The sequence below is a fragment of the Agromyces sp. C10 genome, from assembly GCF_023217995.1.
Classification (GTDB): Bacteria; Actinomycetota; Actinomycetes; order Actinomycetales; family Microbacteriaceae; genus Agromyces; species Agromyces indicus.
Genome location: NZ_JALPSX010000002.1, coordinates 279,807 through 295,095 on the forward strand (window position 1 = coordinate 279,807; position 15,289 = coordinate 295,095).

A 15,289-nucleotide genomic window follows, 5' to 3' on the forward strand; every position below is an offset into this window, starting at 1 on the left:
AGCCTGAAAAGTCGGACGGCCCCCGTGGATGGCTGTGCACCCCTGCAGTGAGCAGGGGCCGGGCTGGCGGTGCCTGCCTCCGCGTACACAATCACCATGCTGAGCTGCCGCTGGCACGTTAGGAGCGGCTAGTGAAACGGAGCCACCACGGGGGGCGACGAGACTGGAGCGATTGCGTACGTGCGCGCTCGTCGGATTGTCGATTGCTTCGGATCTCGTCCGAGGAGAACGCACGGGCCCAACGGATCCTGCCGCGGTCGATGACATAGTGCGACTGGCACGGCAACGCCCAGTTGCCAATCGACGGTCTGAGCGAGACCTCTCCGTCGAGCACGAGCATCCATTGTGAAGGCGAGAGCGGCGTTACGACCTCTCGCCCGCATCCACAAGCGCAGGAATGCGACGCAGTAGAGAAGCGCGCGGAGACGTAGAGGGTGCCCGGTTCGAGCTGGCGCGGGAACGAATCCACGAACTGGGCGGTCATCTGAGAGAGTTTCATGCTGCCGCCTCCTCGCCCAGGTCCTCGACAGTTTCTCGTTCTCGGTTGCGGATGTCGCCGGTGAAGACCTTGTAAATCGTCTCGCCCACTTGATCCGAGGATGCGTAGTAGCCCAAGTAGCGCTTCCAGCTGCCGACAGCAAGCATCGCGTTGAGGCAGTTGAGGTCCGCAACCTGGATATTCCGGTCGTACTCGTCGGCGCGGCCTCCTGCGACAGCCGTCGGAGTCTGACCTGCGTCTGGAAAGTGGTTCACGACAGCCAACAGCCCCGACAGGCGTCCACCTTCGTCCTGAATTCCCATACCAACTTCGATGGCCGGGATGCTGCGGTCGCGTAGCCAGGTCAAGATCTCAGGCTTCTCTCTGGCATCTGCGGCGGCCATGAACACGAACGTGCATGTGGCAAGTTGATCGACGTTCTCGGCCGTGATGAACACGGGGTGCGCCGTGATCCCGGTATGCATCCTCGAGTACTGGCGCGCGAAGTACTCAGCCTTGTTAGGTCGGAGCCGCAGGTCATCAAGGTCGGCCGCACCTGGTGCCCGGAACGCGTTGTGGTTGTCGAAGACATCGCCATCGAACAACTCGATAGCGTCCACCCAGGTCTTGGCCACCTGATCAAGGATGTAGCTTCCCGTGCCTCCGAGCCCGATGATTCCTACGCGATGCCCGCGGAACACGGCATTCAGGTCGGCCAGTCCAGCACGGGCTGTTCCAGTGTCGCGGTAGACGAACGGCAGGTCATCCGGGATCTCGATCCAGTCCGCTCCAGGTGTAGCCGTCACGGTCGGATCCAGCGCCCTCGCGGGGTGACTCAGCACCCGGACATAGGAGGTCACCTTGTCATACGTGTTCAAGAAGACTCCGCCATCCTTTGGCTTGCTGGAGATCATGAAGTTCGCGGTCAACTCCGGAGTGATCGCGTGCGGGCTCGCCGCCGGCCCGGGAAGTGGCTTGCCCTGCTCGTCGCACGGCTGTTCACCCACGAACCAGATGGTGTGGTTGCCAGTACCGTCCTGCACCGCATCGCCGCTAAACGTCACGGGGAGAGCGAGCCTCCCGTATGCCAGGTCTCCTGAAGGCGTGACATACGGGACGTGCTCGACGACTAGATGGTTGCCCTCGAAGGAGAGGCAGTAGTCCTCAGCGAGAAGCCTCCGGATGGAAGGATCAGCTGCGAACGGTGACGTAGACATCGAAGACCATGTCCTTCTTGACCTTGACCGACTCGCCGGGCTGTAGCGCCCCCGCGCTGTTGCCGTTGTGGCCGCGCGAGTACTCGACTCGAACGACGTCTCCTTCGTTGAGCGGTTCGCTAGGGTACGCCAGCGCGTAGACCTGCTCGTACGAGATCTCCTTCTCGACCCAATCGAACTCGCGGGTGTTGACGAAGATGGTCGCGGGCGACTTGCCGCGCCCCCCCCGCGTGGTCAGGCATCGTGATCATCGGATCCTCCGTCAGCGCTGTTGCAGCCGCACCAGACGCGCCGAAAGTGGTGCGGTGCTCGAAAAGTCGAGCAGTAGTAGGATAGCAGACATGATCGAGATGTCGAGCACTGCCCGAGAAGCGAGGCAACTATGAGTGACGAGCTGACCGTTGACGTCAGACTCCTTCACTCGGCTCTAGACAAGGCTCGGGAGAGCCGAGGGTTGTCCTGGAGGCAGCTGGCGAAAGAGATAGGGGTGAGCGCGTCCACGATCTCTCGCATGGCAAACAATCTAAAGCCCGACGTAACCGCATTCGCGGCCATGACCACGTGGCTCAAGATGCCTGCAGAGAGCTTCTACGTCGGAGGCCCGGTAGCCAACGAAGATGAACCCGATTTGGTCGCACAGCTTGTTCCGCTGCTGCGCGCACGGAAGGACCTGACCGGCCAGGATGTGGAGTACCTGGAAGAAGTCATTGGCGCCGCCGCACGGCGATTCCGCGCCGAGAGCGAATCTCGGAGCAAGTAGCAGTGAGATGGACCCAGAAGATGATGCGCGAAGTGGCCAAGGAAGAACGCGAGATGCTCGGGCTTGGACCCACGGACAAGTTCGACCCGTATGCGCTCGCTGAGGAGCACGGCATCGCTGTCTATACGCTGTCCGAACTCAAGACTTGGGACCTTAGCGATGAGGCTCACCAGCATTTCTTCAACAGCAATATGGGAAGGTGGTCTGCCGCGTTGGTACCGTTCGGAGTCAGTCGTGTCATCGTAGAGAACGATGCCCACGCAGTCGTCCGGCGCCGGGCGAGCATCGCGCACGAACTCGGGCACCACCTGCTTGAGCACGAGTTTGATGCGGCTCTCATCGGGGCGAGCCACGAGCGCGTCTTCGACCCTACCCGTGAGAAGCAGGCGACATTCATGGCCGGTGAGCTGCTTGTCCCGGACGCCGCTGCGATGAACGCGGCGTTCGCAAAATGGACCAACGCGCAGGTGGCGCTTGCGTTCGGTGTGAGCGAGCAGTTCGCCCAAATGCAGATGAAGGGTCCGCGAGTGATCGCCCAGCGGGCTGCCAAGAAAAACGGCAGATAGGGGAAGCGCCGCTGGTCGCTCGACGTTCGATCATCCAAGGCGATCGAGCCGGCGGAGCCGCGGACAACGCCACACAGCGATCCGCCCTGGCCGCCTATCCACCGTCATGGAATCTTGCAGCAGTCCCTGAGGCCCCGGCCGTGGCCGAACGGTGCGTCGCCCGGCCGAAACTAAGCGGCGAGATGTTCCAAAGCTGTCGTGATGTGGGCTCCTGTGAACATCCGCCCCTTCCGTTTAGTCCACCCTTGAACGAAGCGCACGATCTCGCCATCATCATCGGATGCTATAGATGAGCGTGCCCAGTCCACACTCGAGAGCAACTCCAGCGGATACGCCCCTTCGAATCCCTCAACGATTCGAAGCACACCTTCGACAGCTTCCCTGAATCGCTCCGGCGCGTATTCTTGCGGCCGGAATGCCCGGAGCGCCGCTCTGCCTTCGTCGGTGACGCGGATAGGAACCAGATTCAGCACTCTGTCATTGCCGTCGCCGAATCCTTCGACGTAGGCGCCCTCGATATGCGCCAGCATTGCGCGGACGGCGTCGCTGTATGGACCATAGGTGCCCTGTGCAAAGCGCAGTTTCATCTCGGGCACGAACCTTGATGCGAAGTACATCAGCTTCTGCACCTCAAGATGCGAGACGCCCTGATCGTCTTCCCACGGTTCAGCCGAACTGCGCTGCTTCGAGTACGCCAGCATGAGGGATAGCAGTAATGCCACTGAGTTCGTCATGCGCACTGACTCCGGCTTCGCGACGCCGAAATGAGCGTTGACTGGATCGAAGATTTCAACGCGAAGGGCAGGGATCGGACCAAGTGCGGCTTCCACTAGCGGCCGAACCTTGCCCCAATCAAGACCGCCATTGCCGGAACCCAATGGTGGGATCGCGATGGAACTGATCCGATGTTCCTGAATCACTCGGACCAGATCCTTTAGGCCCTCGCGGACGTACTCCATTCGTGAATCAGCTCGCCAATGCTTCTTGGTGGGGAAGTTGATTATGAGCCGAGGACCGGAAAGTTCGTGGGTCTCCGTTACGAACATGCGCCCGATCTGGACTTCACCCGCGTCACAAGCTCGCTTGTAAGCCTTGAAGTTTTCCGGATACCTGCGCTTAAACTGGAGCGCAAGGCCCTTTCCCATTACGCCTACAGTATTTACGGTGTTGACCACAGCTTCGACATCCGCTTTGAGGATATCTCCGGTTGCTGAATTGATCATCGCCTTTTTCCTTCAGTAGGAGAATGCTTCGGACTGCTTGAACCGTAGGTGAGAGTAGCCAGCGTCCGCGAGCAGCTTCCGCGCATCCTCGAGTGTTGCTTCGTTCCTAGCAACGACCACTGACACGAGGTCCAAGGGGACATGGCCGTACACGAGAACTTCGGCCGCGCGGCGTGACATGCGGTCCGGATCGTCCGTGGTGTTGTTCCAGAACTGCGCGGACAGCAGGTCGAAGTCCACGAAGTCGCCTAGTCTATCCAGTTCATTTGAGAACTGAGCGAGAGCCGTCGCAGCGTTGCTGTCGCTTGCGACCCAGTCCAGTCCGCTTGCTTCGAGGTCCCCTAGACGCATCCCGAGGAAGACCAGCCTGTCCAGTACAGCATCCGGATGGTTGCGCGTGACCACATAGAGCATCGGCGACTTGGCTGCGATGTACCACGGCACATGACTTGCGACACTGCGGCCCGAGGGGTAATCGGGCGCGTTGACGATCCTCGTCCGCCGCCGAGCCTTCACATCACTGTTGGCAACACTTCCGGCGCGCGGGGAGACATCTTCGTCGCAAAGGAGTCGGCCGGCGGACGCGATCTCGCGCAGATACTCGAGCCGCGTGAAGTGCCATACCATCCATTCCCGCGGCGCATCGCGCTTCGGGCCCCCGTCGTGAGCAACGAAGCCTCCATGTGGGAGTATCCGCATGTTCGTCACTTGCACCTACCTGTAAGCATCTCGCGTCGCGCTCAGCATATGGCCTTCGGACACCCTCTCCCGCGTACAGCAAATGGGCGAACAGGCCAGGCTGCCCGAGCCGAGGTCGAGCCGGGAGCGGCTCGATGTCGACTGCCACGCAAACGCACGGGAGGCGCGGCATCCCGTCGTCACGCGTTCGCTCAGTCCGACGCCGAGACTCGCGGCGGGTTGTGCATGAACTCGAGGCGGATGCCGTTGTGGTCCTCGACGAAGGCGGCGTAGTAGCGGTCGTTGAAGCGCGGGAACAGCTTCGGTCCGCTCACGGCCGTCCACCCGGCATCCGTCGCGATCTGGTGCAGGCGGTCGACCTCGGCGCGCGAGTCGACGGGGAAGGCAAGGTGTTGCCATCCGACCTGGCCGTGCCGGTGCGGGCCGGTGCCCGGCTCGCGCGCGGGGAAGAGGATCAGCTCGTCCTCGCCGAGGGACCAGGCGACGCTGTTGTCGGCGTCCTGCCGGGTGCAGCCGAGCGCCTGCATCACCGGGTCGAACTGGGCGATCGCGCGGGGGAGGTCGTCGACGGTGATGCCGATGTGGTCGAAGAGGCGCACCGAGACATCCTATGGACGGGTGTGCCATCTGCGCGGGCACCCGCCTAGCGTGTACGCATGACGATCACCGAGGTCGACCTCGTCCACCTGCGCCGGGCGGTCGAGCTCGCGCGTGAAGCGCTCGATGCCGGCGACGGTCCGTTCGGGTCGGTGCTCGTCGACGCGTCCGGCACGGTGCGGTTCGAGGACCGCAACCGTGAGGTGACGATGGGGGATGCCACGCGGCATCCGGAGTTCGAGATCGCGCGCTGGGCGGGGGCGAACCTGACCGCCGACGAGCGGGCGGCGGCGACGGTGTACACGTCGGGGGAGCACTGCCCGATGTGCTCGGCGGCGCACGCGTGGGTCGGGCTCGGGCGGATCGTGTACGTCGCGTCGGCCGAGCAGATCAGCGGATGGCGCGCGGAGCTCGGCGCCGCGACATCCGCTGTCGCGGTCTTGCCGATCACGGCGGTCGCGCCGGGGGTGCCGGCGGAGGGACCGGTCGAGGAACTCGTGCCGCAGGTGCGAAAGCTGATCGAGCGGGCGGGATAGCCCGGCAGGGCCGAAGCTGGCTCGCGCAGCGCGCGTCAGCCGTCCCGTCCGGATGCGGTTGCCGCCACAGCCTCCTTCGGAGTGACGAGGCGCGCCAGATCGACAGCCACTAGGACGGCGAACGCGGCCCATGGCACCAGGGACAACAGCGCGAACACCGTGCCGACCATGCCGAAGTTCGAGGGCACGGCCATCAGCACTGCGGCGATGACGCCCGCGATCGCCGTTGATCGCCTGAACACGGGCGTTCGGAACATCAGGATGGCGAAGATGAGCAGCGTCGCGAGGTTGAAGAAGTAATAGACGTCGAAGGCGGTGCCCGTCCAGGTTGCGAGCATCCCGTCGCCCACCGCGATGAGGGCGACCCGTTCGGCATCGCCCGCCTGGCCGTAGGCGTGCGCCAGACTGAACATCTCGACCGGGCGCGGCGAGACCATGTAGGCCGCCATCCCGAGCACGCCGAAGGCGAGCGCGATGACCACTGCCGACCGGCTCACGCGCCACAGGGCGACGGCGAGTGCCAGGTAGAGCAGGAAGGCGAGCAGGTTGCTCACGACGTAGAGGCCATCCAGGGCGACGACGCCGAGGATCGGGTTCTCCAGGAGCAGGTCGAAGAAGCCCCGGCTGTCACGCGGTGGGGGCCATGCGAGGTAGATCCCGACCTGCACAACGATGAGGGCGACGCTGGCCAAGGCCGCCCACCTGCCGGTGTTGATCAGGCCCGTCCACTGGCGGGCGTCCTCACGTGCTCGACCATCGTGCGCGGTGATCATCCGATTCCCCCTCCCGGACTCGTCCGTTCTGGCGGCAATTCAAGTGTGCAACGGGTGCATCGGTGGGGCACCGGGACGAAGGGCCCGGTGTCCCGGAGGACGGATCGCAGCGGGCGCCGGGAGGGCTGCCGGCGTCCGAGTTCGAAATTCCCTGCTTGACCTTCCTGCGTTCTGTATACAAAATACTGAGTGCCGGGCACGCCGGCGAACGACCAACGAGGGAAGAGGTGGGGCGCGATGCGCCGTGCGAACTCAATGACGAGGCGTCTGCTCGCGGCTGGCGCCGTCAGCCTGATGACGATCGGGCTGGCGGCATGCAGTGGCGGCGGAGGAACCGGTGCATCCGATGAGAACACCGTGGTCTGGTCGACGTGGGGTACCCCAGAAGAGCTCACGCGCTTCGAGGAGTTCAACGAGGACTTCATGGAGCGCCACCCCGACATCACGGTCGAGCTCCAGCCGGTCGCCAGCTACAGCGACTACCACTCGAAGCTCCTCGCTCAGCTCACGAGCGGCACGGCGCCCGACGTCTTCTACATCGGCGACGACATGCTCGGCCAGTTCGTCGACGCCGACGTGCTCCTCCCGCTGCGTGACCTGATGGAGTCGGACGAGAGCCGGACGCAGCCCGACGACTTCTTCCCGGGCCTCTTCGGTGTTGCCGAGCGCGATGGCGAGTACTACGCCGCCCCCAACGACTCCAACCCGGACGTGCTCTGGTATGACAAGCGAGCGCTCGAGGCCGCAGGCATCACCGAGGACCCGGCTGAACTCGCCGCGAACGGCGAGTGGACCACCGAGAAGTACCTCGAGATGAACGACAAGCTCGCCGAAGCCGGGCTGATCGGCTCCATGTTCTGGAATTACTGGGCGACCCACTACAGCTGGATCTCCGCGCAGGGAGGCACCGCCTACGACGACTCCGGCGAGTTCGTCGGCAACGCCGACCCCGCCACCGTCGACGCCGTGGAGACGCTCGGCGAGTACTTCCAGGACGGCACCTTCGTCGTCGCCGACACGATGCCCGAGGGGGCCGGAGCCGACAGCGAGTTCGTCACCCACGGCGCAGGGTTCTTCGTGCAGGGGCGCTACACGATCGGCACGCTCGAGAGCGCGGGCGTCGAGGGCGACTACGACATCGTCCGCTGGCCCACGCCCGACGGCGCCGAGGCCCCGACCGGCGTTGCCGCGTCGTACCTCGCGATCAACGGTCGCACCGAGGCGACGGACGCCGCGTTCACCTTCTGGACCGAATTCCTCTCCGCTGAGGGGCAGACCTTCCGCCTCCAGGGCGGCGGCAACGCGGTGCCCTCCATCACCGGAGCCGACGACGTCGTGCTCCAGGACGGCTACCCGGCGCACGCGCAGACCTTCCTCGACATGCGCGACATCGGCTTCGCCAACCACCCCGCCGAGGCGCGAGTGCCCGGCCTGTCGAGCGACATCAGCGCGCTGTTCCTCGAGCTCTACCAGGGCAAGTCCGAGGCCCAGACGACCCTCGACGCCGTCGCCGACCTCGTCGCCGAGAAGTCGGGGGAGTGAGTCGACCCATGGCGATCACGACGGGCGGCGCGACCGGGACCCCGGTCGCGCCGCCCGCGACCGCAACACCGCCCGCCGGGCCCTCGGCGGCCGGGACGCGCGAGGCGCGACCCGGCGCACCGCGCCCGCGCCGCGAGGCCGCCTGGCGCCGCCGCGACCGCCGCTGGGGCTACATCTTCGTGGGCCCGCAGCTCGTGGGCATGGCCGTCTTCGTGCTCCTGCCGTTCGTGGCGAGCCTCGTGCTGGCGTTCGCGTCGTGGAATGGGCTCACCGAGCTCGAATGGGTCGGCTTCGACAACTTCGCCGCGCAGCTCCAGGACGAACTGCTCCTGCGATCGATCGTGAACACGCTGCTCATCGCGGTCGTCACGGTGCCCGTGGGCCTCGGCATCGCCGTCGTCACCGCCGTGGCGCTCGAGCGGCTGCGCACACGCACGCTCTACCTGATCCTGTTCTTCGCCCCCGTGGTCACGAGCACCGTCGCCGTCGCCATGATCTGGCAGCAGCTCTTCCGCGCCGACGGCGTTTTGAGCACGGCGATCGCGAGCGTGTTCGGGATCGCGCCCCCCGACTGGCTCAACGACCCGCGCCTCGCGCTCCTCGCGGTGTGCATCGTGTCGATCTGGTCGTCCCTCGGCCTCAACGTGATCATCTTCCTCGCGGGACTGCAGAACATCTCGCCGTCGGTGATCGAGGCGGCGCGCATCGACGGCGCCGGCGCATGGCGGCTCTTCAGCGCCATCCGACTGCCACTGCTGTCGCCGATCGTGTTCTTCTCGTCGATCGTCGCCTTCATCTCATCGCTTCAGACCTTCGACACGGTCTTCGTCCTCACCGCGAACGCGGGACCCGACAACGCGACCCGCACGATCGTGTACCACATCTACGACCTAGGCTTCGGGCGCTTCGAGTTCGGGCCTTCCAGTGCCGCCTCCGTGATCCTGCTGCTGCTCACCCTCGTGATCACCGCGATCCAGTTCGGCGCGCAGAAGAAGTTCGTGCACTACGAGGACGACGCCGCATGACCGCCGCAGACCTGACCCAGCCGCTCGTCGGCGACCCCGACCTCGAGCGCACCGACCATCCCGCCGGTCGCCCCGGACGGGACCGCACCCGCCGCACCGTGGGCCGCGTCCTCATCCACGTCGCGCTGATCGTCGCGGGCCTCGCGATGGTGTTCCCGTTCCTGTGGATGCTGCTGACCTCCTTCAAGACGCTGCCGCAGCTCCTCCAGGACCCGCTCGCCTTCTGGCCCGATCCGTGGACCATCGAAAAGTACATCGACGCGTGGAACGCCGCCCCCTTCGCGCAGGCCTACCTGAACAGCATCTACATCTGCGTGCTCGCGGTCGTCGGCACCCTGGTCACGGCATCGATGGCCGGGTACGCGTTCGCGCGGATCCGCTTCCGCGGCAGCCGCGTGCTCTTCATCGTGTTCCTCGCGACGCAGATGATCCCCAAGCAGGTCACGCTGATCCCGTTCTACCTGCTCATGGCCGAACTCGGCTGGGTCGACTCCCACCTCTCGCTCATCGTGCCGGCGATGCTCGTGAACCCCTTCGCGGTGTTCCTCATGCGCCAGTTCGTGCTCAGCCTGCCCAAGGAGCTCGAGGAGGCCGCGCTCGTCGACGGCGCCGGTCGCTGGCGCACGTTCTGGACGATCATCCTGCCGAACCTCAAGCCCGGCCTCGGCGCGCTCGGCATCATCGTCGCGCTCGACGTGTGGAACAGCTTCCTGTTCCCGCTGGTGCTGCTGAACTCGCCCGACCTGTTCACCGTGCCCCTGCTGCTCGCGAGCTTCCGCGGCCAGTTCGGCTCGGTCGACTACGGACTCGTCATGGCCGCGTCCGCCGTCGCCACCATCCCCATGCTCGTGGCCTTCGTGATCGGACAGCGCCGCATCCTGAACAGCATGGCCGCGTCCGGGCTGGGCGGGCGATGAGCGCCCCGCCGGTCTCGACCCGGCGTGTCATGGGGCGAGCGGATGCCGCATCCGCCGCCCTGCGCGCCGCGGAGCGCCTCGACCTGGTGCAGGCGCCGTTCACGCTGCCCCGATCGCGGATCCTCGTGCTGCGCGACGGCGACCGGCTGCGCGTGCACACGTCGGAGTACGAGCGGTCGCTGGCCGCGTGCGTCGCGATCGACGCACTGGAGGTGCGGGACGCCGACGGCATGCCCATGCCGATCACTCGGGTGCTGCCGCACACGATCGAGTTCGGCGACGACGTCACCCTCACGTTCGCGGGAACCTCCGCCCTGTCGTTGGGCGTCCGGAGCGGCGGGCGTGCCTCGATCCTGTGGAGCGCTCCGGCGGGCGCGCGCACCGAGGAGCTTCGCATCGGCGACGCGGACCCTGCATCCGTCACGTTCGCCGTGGGCCCGCGACGCGACGTCGCGGTGTCGCGCTCGGTCGACCATGCCGAGCAGCTCGAGGCCTCACGTCAGGTGTGGCTCGACTGGTTCGCGAGGTGTCCCGTGGTGCGCGCCGACCTGCAAGGGATGGCCGCGTTCTGCTGGTGGGTGCTCGGCGCGAACATCGTCGAACTCCCGCACCTCGGCGACGCGCGGGCCGTCGTCCCGTCGAAGATCGGGTACGTCGGCCTCTGGCAGTGGGACGCGTACTTCATCGCCGTGGGCCTCCGCCACGGCGACCCGGAACTCGCGCGCGAGCAACTCGACCTCGCGTTGCGGTTTCCCACCGCCGAGGGGCAACTGCCCGACGTGGTGCATGAGCACGGGGTCCTCGCGAGCAGCGACGACCTCCCGGCCTCCGATCGGGAGACCCTCCGTCGAGCGGGCTCCGCCGTCGCTGACCCGTCCGCGCCGGTCCCGCTCACAAAACCGCCGCTGGCGGCGTGGGCGTTGCGGAAGGTGCTCGAGGCCGACGACGATGCACCGCCCGACTGGGTGCGACGCATGGTCGGCACCATCCGCCGCTCGCAGGACTGGTGGTTCACCCACTCGGACCTCGACGGGGATGGCCTGCCCGAGTACGGCCACCCGTACTCGTCCGGGCTGGATGACAGTCCGGTGTTCGACGGTCCCCTGCCGACGACGACGCCCGACCTCGCCGCGTACCTGGTGCGACAGGACCTCGAACTCGCCGCGCTCGTCGAGCAGTGGGACTTGGAGCCGGTTCCCGACGCGAGCCGCGCGGCCGCGGTGTCCGCTCATCGTGAGCGTGCGAGTCGGACGCTCGAGCGCCTGCTCACGCTCTGGGACGCGCCGAGCGGACGATTCCGCTCACTCGCCGCCGGCTGCCCGGTCGCGAGCGACACGATCGTCGGGCTCATGCCGCTGCTGACCGGCGAACTGCCGGTCGAGATCGCGGACGCCCTCGTCGCGGCGCTCGACGACCCGCGCCGGTTCGCCACGACGTGGCCGATACCGACCGTGGCGGTCGGCGATCCCGACCACGCCCCCCAACGCATGTGGCGCGGCCCGGTCTGGGTGAACACCAACGCGCTGATCGTGGAGGGCCTCGAGCGATCCGGCCATCGGGACCGCGCACGCCGGCTCGCCCAGCGCACCGTCGAGCTCGTCGTCCACGCGGGCGGGCCGCATGAGCACTTCGACCCCGGCACCGGCCGCCGCGCGGCCTCCGCCACGACCGCGTTCGGGTGGTCGGCCGCCCTGTTCATCGACCTCGCGGTCGCGCTGTCGCACGACGACTGAGCGGTCCGAACCCGCGCCGGCGCCCGCCGACGCATCCCCTTCCGACAAAGGAGTCACATGAAACGCCTCACCCTGCTCGTCCCCGTCGCCGCGCTCGCCCTGCTCTCCGGCTGCGCGATGGGCGGAACGGGCGCACCCGCACCCGTCGAGCTCGACCCCGATGCGACGCCGGCCGGCGAGATCACCGTGTGGTCGTGGGATGTCGCCGCGACCGCGCTCTCGCGCCTCGCCGACGAGTTCGAGGCCGAGCACCCGGGCACGTCGGTCGAGGTCGTCGACGTCGGCTACGACAACGCCTACGACAAGCTGTCCGTCGGCCTGCAGGCGGGAAGCGGCCTGCCCGACCTCGTCACCATCGAGACCGACCGGGCGCCCGGCTACATCGCCGAGTTCCCCAACGGGCTCGTCGACCTCACGCCGGTCTTCGCCGAGCACGAGGCGGACTTCGACCCGTTCAAGTGGTCGGCCCATTCCGACGAGGACGGCGCCCTGAAGATCGTCCCGTGGGACTCGGGCACCGTCGGGCTGTTCTACCGAACGGACTACTTCGAGGCGGCGGGCGTCGACCCGGCCGACGTCGAGACCTGGGACGACCTCGTCAAGGCGGGGGAGCGGATCAAGGCCGAGACCGGCCGCACCCTGCTCTCCCTCGACGTCGCCACCGGCGGCGGGTTCCAGATGCTGCTGCAGCAGCAGGGCCAGGGTCTCTTCGACGAGGACGGCGACATCACCGTCGCCTCGCCCGAGGCCGTCGAAGCGCTGACCCTCCTGCAGACGATGAACGAGCGCGGCCTGCTGAAGAACGTCAAGGGCTGGGACGGCCGCGTCACCTCCGCGAAGAACGGCGACTCCGCCGTCACGCCCGAGGCGGTCTGGTGGATCGGAACGCTGCTCGGCGACGCGCCGGAGCTGGCCGGAACCTACGGCGTCACCGCGCTGCCGGTCTTCGAGGAGGGCGGTGCGCGCACATCGAACTCCGGCGGATCCGGGCTGGCGATCCCCGCGCAGGCGGAGAACCCCGACCTCGCGGCCGCCTTCACCGAGTTCGTGCTGGCCGACGCCGAGCACCAGGTCTCGATGATGGCCGAGGAGGGCCTGTTCCCCTCCTACCTCCCCGCCCTCGAGGACGACTACTTCTCGGCACCGCAGGACTACTTCAGCGGCCAGCCGGTCTACGAGCTGTTCGCCGAGCAGACCGCGCAGATCCCGAGCATCACGTTCACGACCGACAACGCCGAGGCGACCGACATCGTCGGCAACGCGGTCGTCGCCGCGGTGCTGAACGGCGCCGACCCGGCGACCGTGCTGCAGGATGCCGCGGAACAGATCGCCACCGCGACCGGCCGCGAGATCGCCGAGTAGCCGTGGCCTCCACCTCCCTCGCGGTCCGCGGGCGGGGCGGGGCCGGAACGACAAGCCGCCGGGCGCTGGGGCGCACGCTCCAGCGCCCGGGGGCGTGGTTCTCGCTCCCGGCCGCGCTGCTGCTCGCCGTCTTCTTCGCCTACCCGCTCGCGACCTCGCTGTGGCAGAGCCTGCACGCGACCTCCGGCGGCGTCACGACCTGGGTCGGGCTCGACCAGTACGCGCGGCTCTTCCAGGACCCGCTCGTGGGCAAGAGCCTCATGAACGCGGGCCTGATCCTCGTCGTGCAGGTGCCGCTCATGATCGCGCTCGCGGTGGGGCTGGCCTACCTCCTGAACCAGGCGTGGCTGCGGTTCCGGGCGGGGTTCCGCCTGCTGGTGTTCCTTCCGGCGGTCACCACGCTGGTCGCGTACGCCGTCGTGTTCCGGGTCATGCTCGCAACCGACGGCGGTGCGATCAACCAGCTCATCGGCCTCGTCGGCGTCCCGCCGGTCGACTGGCTGAACAACGAGTGGTGGTCGCGGGTCGCGCTCATCGCGGCGATCACGTGGCGGTGGACGGGCTACAACATGGTGATCATCCTCGCCGGGCTGCAGTCCATCCCGGCCGAGCTCTACGAGGCGGCGCGGATCGACGGCGCCGGACGCTGGCAGACCTTCACCCGGGTGGTGCTGCCGCAGCTGCGTCCCGTCCTCATCTTCACGACCGTGACCTCGACGATCGGCGCGCTCCAGCTCTTCGACGAGAACTGGATCCTCACCGAAGGCGGCCCGAACGACGCCACGCTCACGCCGGTGCTGTACCTCTACAAGGTCGGCTTCCGCCAGTTCGACTTCGGCTACGCGTCCGCGATCGCGTGGCTGCTCGTGGCGATCACCGCGGTCATCGCGATCGTCCAGTTCCGAGTCATGAGGGAGAAGCCATGACCGTCGTCTCCAACCCGCCGGCCGTGCGAGCGGAGGGCGCCCCGCCAGTGCCGCCTCCGCCGCCGTCGTCCGCCGCGCCGCGATCCCATGTGCGTCGCGCGCTGCTCCGCTCGCCCGTCTACCTCCTGCTCGCCGTGGCCGCCGTCGTCTCGGTGCTGCCGTTCGCGTGGATGGTCGTCGCCTCGACGCACACGACGGCGGAGCTCTTCGCGACGCCCCTGCCGGTGCTGCCGGGCGGCGAGCTCTGGACCAACCTCGCCCGCCTCGAGGAGTCGGTGCAGTTCGGGCGCGTGATGCTCAACAGCGCGTTCATCGCGGTGGTCTACACGGTGTTCAGCTCGATCGTGAGTGCCATGTGCGGATACGGCCTCGCGACCTACCGGTTCCGTGGTCGCGCGGTGCTGCTCGTCGTCGTGCTCGTGACGATGATGATCCCGATGCAGGTGCTGCTCGTGCCGCTGTTCCAGATGATGGCGAGCGCCGGATGGATCGACACGTACCAGGCCGTGATCCTGCCGTTCCTCGCGAACGCATTCGGCATCTTCCTCATGCGCCAGGCGTTCCTGGACTTCCCCGTCTCGCTCATCGAGGCCGCCCGGATCGACGGTGCGAACGAGCTGCGGACCTTCTACCGGATCGTGCTGCCCGTCGCCCGCCCGCAGCTCGCGGCGTTGATCATCTACACGTTCATCAGCCAGTGGAACGCCTTCATCTGGCCGTTGCTGATGCTCAACACGGAGTCGAATTACACGGTGCCCGTCGCACTCAACACGATGATCGGGCTCTCGCGCGTCGACTACTCGGGTCTCATGCTCGGATCGTTGCTTGCGACGCTCCCGCTGATGCTGCTGTTCCTGGTCTTCCAGCGCCAGTTCGTCGCCGGACTGCTCGGCGGCGCCGTCAAGGGGTGACCTCGTGCGCCCCGACCAGGTCGC

Annotated in this window: 17 protein-coding genes; 10 read left to right on the plus strand and 7 right to left on the minus strand. The window is 66.9% G+C overall.

The annotated features are described in order from the left end of the window. Window positions 1-118: 118 nt before the first annotated feature. From M1L56_RS16195 to M1L56_RS16200, 3 genes are read right to left on the minus strand one after another with little or no spacing between them, the layout of a single operon-like run. Window positions 119-499, minus strand: a complete 381-nt coding sequence (locus tag M1L56_RS16195) for a DUF6527 family protein (protein ID WP_374255803.1) — start codon at window positions 497-499, stop codon at window positions 119-121. Beyond that, window positions 496-1,695, minus strand: coding sequence for a ThiF family adenylyltransferase (locus M1L56_RS03615; protein WP_248598191.1), 1,200 nt, complete (start codon window positions 1,693-1,695; stop codon window positions 496-498). The genes M1L56_RS16195 and M1L56_RS03615 overlap by 4 nt, the downstream gene beginning before the upstream one ends. After that, a complete protein-coding gene (locus M1L56_RS16200) occupies window positions 1,670-1,933 on the minus strand; it encodes a multiubiquitin domain-containing protein (RefSeq protein ID WP_374255829.1) in 264 nt (87 codons plus the stop codon). The genes M1L56_RS03615 and M1L56_RS16200 overlap by 26 nt, the downstream gene beginning before the upstream one ends. A gap of 144 nt (window positions 1,934-2,077) precedes the next feature. Here M1L56_RS16200 and M1L56_RS03620 point away from each other — a divergent pair, with 144 nt between their 5' ends. Next, window positions 2,078-2,455, plus strand: a complete 378-nt coding sequence (locus M1L56_RS03620; protein ID WP_248598192.1) for a multiprotein-bridging factor 1 family protein — start codon at window positions 2,078-2,080, stop codon at window positions 2,453-2,455. 2 nt (window positions 2,456-2,457) lie between these two features. Continuing rightward, a complete protein-coding gene (locus tag M1L56_RS03625; RefSeq protein WP_248598193.1) occupies window positions 2,458-3,021 on the plus strand; it encodes an ImmA/IrrE family metallo-endopeptidase in 564 nt (187 codons plus the stop codon). 170 nt (window positions 3,022-3,191) lie between these two features. On the opposite strand, the gene M1L56_RS03630 is transcribed toward M1L56_RS03625, so the two are convergent. The 3 genes from M1L56_RS03630 to M1L56_RS03640 all read right to left on the minus strand — a co-directional run bounded on the left by M1L56_RS03630 (window position 3,192) and on the right by M1L56_RS03640 (window position 5,542). Beyond that, on the minus strand, window positions 3,192-4,244 hold the full coding sequence (locus M1L56_RS03630; RefSeq protein WP_248598194.1) for a macro domain-containing protein: 1,053 nt from the start codon (window positions 4,242-4,244) through the stop codon (window positions 3,192-3,194). A 12-nt stretch (window positions 4,245-4,256) separates the two neighbouring features. Beyond that, a complete protein-coding gene (locus tag M1L56_RS03635; RefSeq protein WP_248598195.1) occupies window positions 4,257-4,871 on the minus strand; it encodes a DUF4433 domain-containing protein in 615 nt (204 codons plus the stop codon). A gap of 263 nt (window positions 4,872-5,134) precedes the next feature. Continuing rightward, window positions 5,135-5,542 carry a VOC family protein gene (locus M1L56_RS03640; RefSeq protein WP_248598196.1) on the minus strand — a complete coding sequence of 136 codons (408 nt, stop codon included), beginning with the start codon at window positions 5,540-5,542 and terminating at the stop codon, window positions 5,135-5,137. A gap of 57 nt (window positions 5,543-5,599) precedes the next feature. On the opposite strand from M1L56_RS03640, the gene M1L56_RS03645 reads away from it, so the two are divergent. Continuing rightward, complete coding sequence (locus M1L56_RS03645) at window positions 5,600-6,076, plus strand: nucleoside deaminase (protein ID WP_248598197.1); 477 nt, start codon at window positions 5,600-5,602, stop codon at window positions 6,074-6,076. A gap of 35 nt (window positions 6,077-6,111) precedes the next feature. Here the strand turns inward: M1L56_RS03645 and M1L56_RS03650 are convergent, their stop codons facing one another. Continuing rightward, on the minus strand, window positions 6,112-6,849 hold the full coding sequence (locus M1L56_RS03650) for a hypothetical protein (protein WP_248598198.1): 738 nt from the start codon (window positions 6,847-6,849) through the stop codon (window positions 6,112-6,114). Window positions 6,850-7,206: 357 nt separating this feature from the next. Here M1L56_RS03650 and M1L56_RS03655 point away from each other — a divergent pair, with 357 nt between their 5' ends. The 7 genes from M1L56_RS03655 to M1L56_RS03685 are packed head-to-tail and all read left to right on the plus strand — an operon-like array spanning window position 7,207 to window position 15,265. Beyond that, window positions 7,207-8,391 carry a sugar ABC transporter substrate-binding protein gene (locus tag M1L56_RS03655; protein WP_248598199.1) on the plus strand — a complete coding sequence of 395 codons (1,185 nt, stop codon included), beginning with the start codon at window positions 7,207-7,209 and terminating at the stop codon, window positions 8,389-8,391. 8 nt (window positions 8,392-8,399) lie between these two features. Next, window positions 8,400-9,416 carry a carbohydrate ABC transporter permease gene (locus tag M1L56_RS03660; protein WP_248598200.1) on the plus strand — a complete coding sequence of 339 codons (1,017 nt, stop codon included), beginning with the start codon at window positions 8,400-8,402 and terminating at the stop codon, window positions 9,414-9,416. Further along, complete coding sequence (locus M1L56_RS03665) at window positions 9,413-10,333, plus strand: carbohydrate ABC transporter permease (protein ID WP_248598201.1); 921 nt, start codon at window positions 9,413-9,415, stop codon at window positions 10,331-10,333. The genes M1L56_RS03660 and M1L56_RS03665 overlap by 4 nt, the downstream gene beginning before the upstream one ends. After that, window positions 10,330-12,066: an amylo-alpha-1,6-glucosidase gene (locus M1L56_RS03670; protein WP_248598202.1), complete on the plus strand. Its 1,737-nt coding sequence runs from the start codon at window positions 10,330-10,332 to the stop codon at window positions 12,064-12,066. Before M1L56_RS03665 ends, M1L56_RS03670 begins: the two co-directional genes overlap by 4 nt. 57 nt (window positions 12,067-12,123) lie before the next feature. Next, window positions 12,124-13,428: an ABC transporter substrate-binding protein gene (locus tag M1L56_RS03675; protein WP_248598203.1), complete on the plus strand. Its 1,305-nt coding sequence runs from the start codon at window positions 12,124-12,126 to the stop codon at window positions 13,426-13,428. Window positions 13,429-13,430: 2 nt separating this feature from the next. Then, window positions 13,431-14,354 carry a carbohydrate ABC transporter permease gene (locus M1L56_RS03680; protein WP_248598204.1) on the plus strand — a complete coding sequence of 308 codons (924 nt, stop codon included), beginning with the start codon at window positions 13,431-13,433 and terminating at the stop codon, window positions 14,352-14,354. Next, a complete protein-coding gene (locus M1L56_RS03685) occupies window positions 14,351-15,265 on the plus strand; it encodes a carbohydrate ABC transporter permease (RefSeq protein WP_248598205.1) in 915 nt (304 codons plus the stop codon). Before M1L56_RS03680 ends, M1L56_RS03685 begins: the two co-directional genes overlap by 4 nt. The last annotated feature ends 24 nt before the right edge of the window (window positions 15,266-15,289 follow it).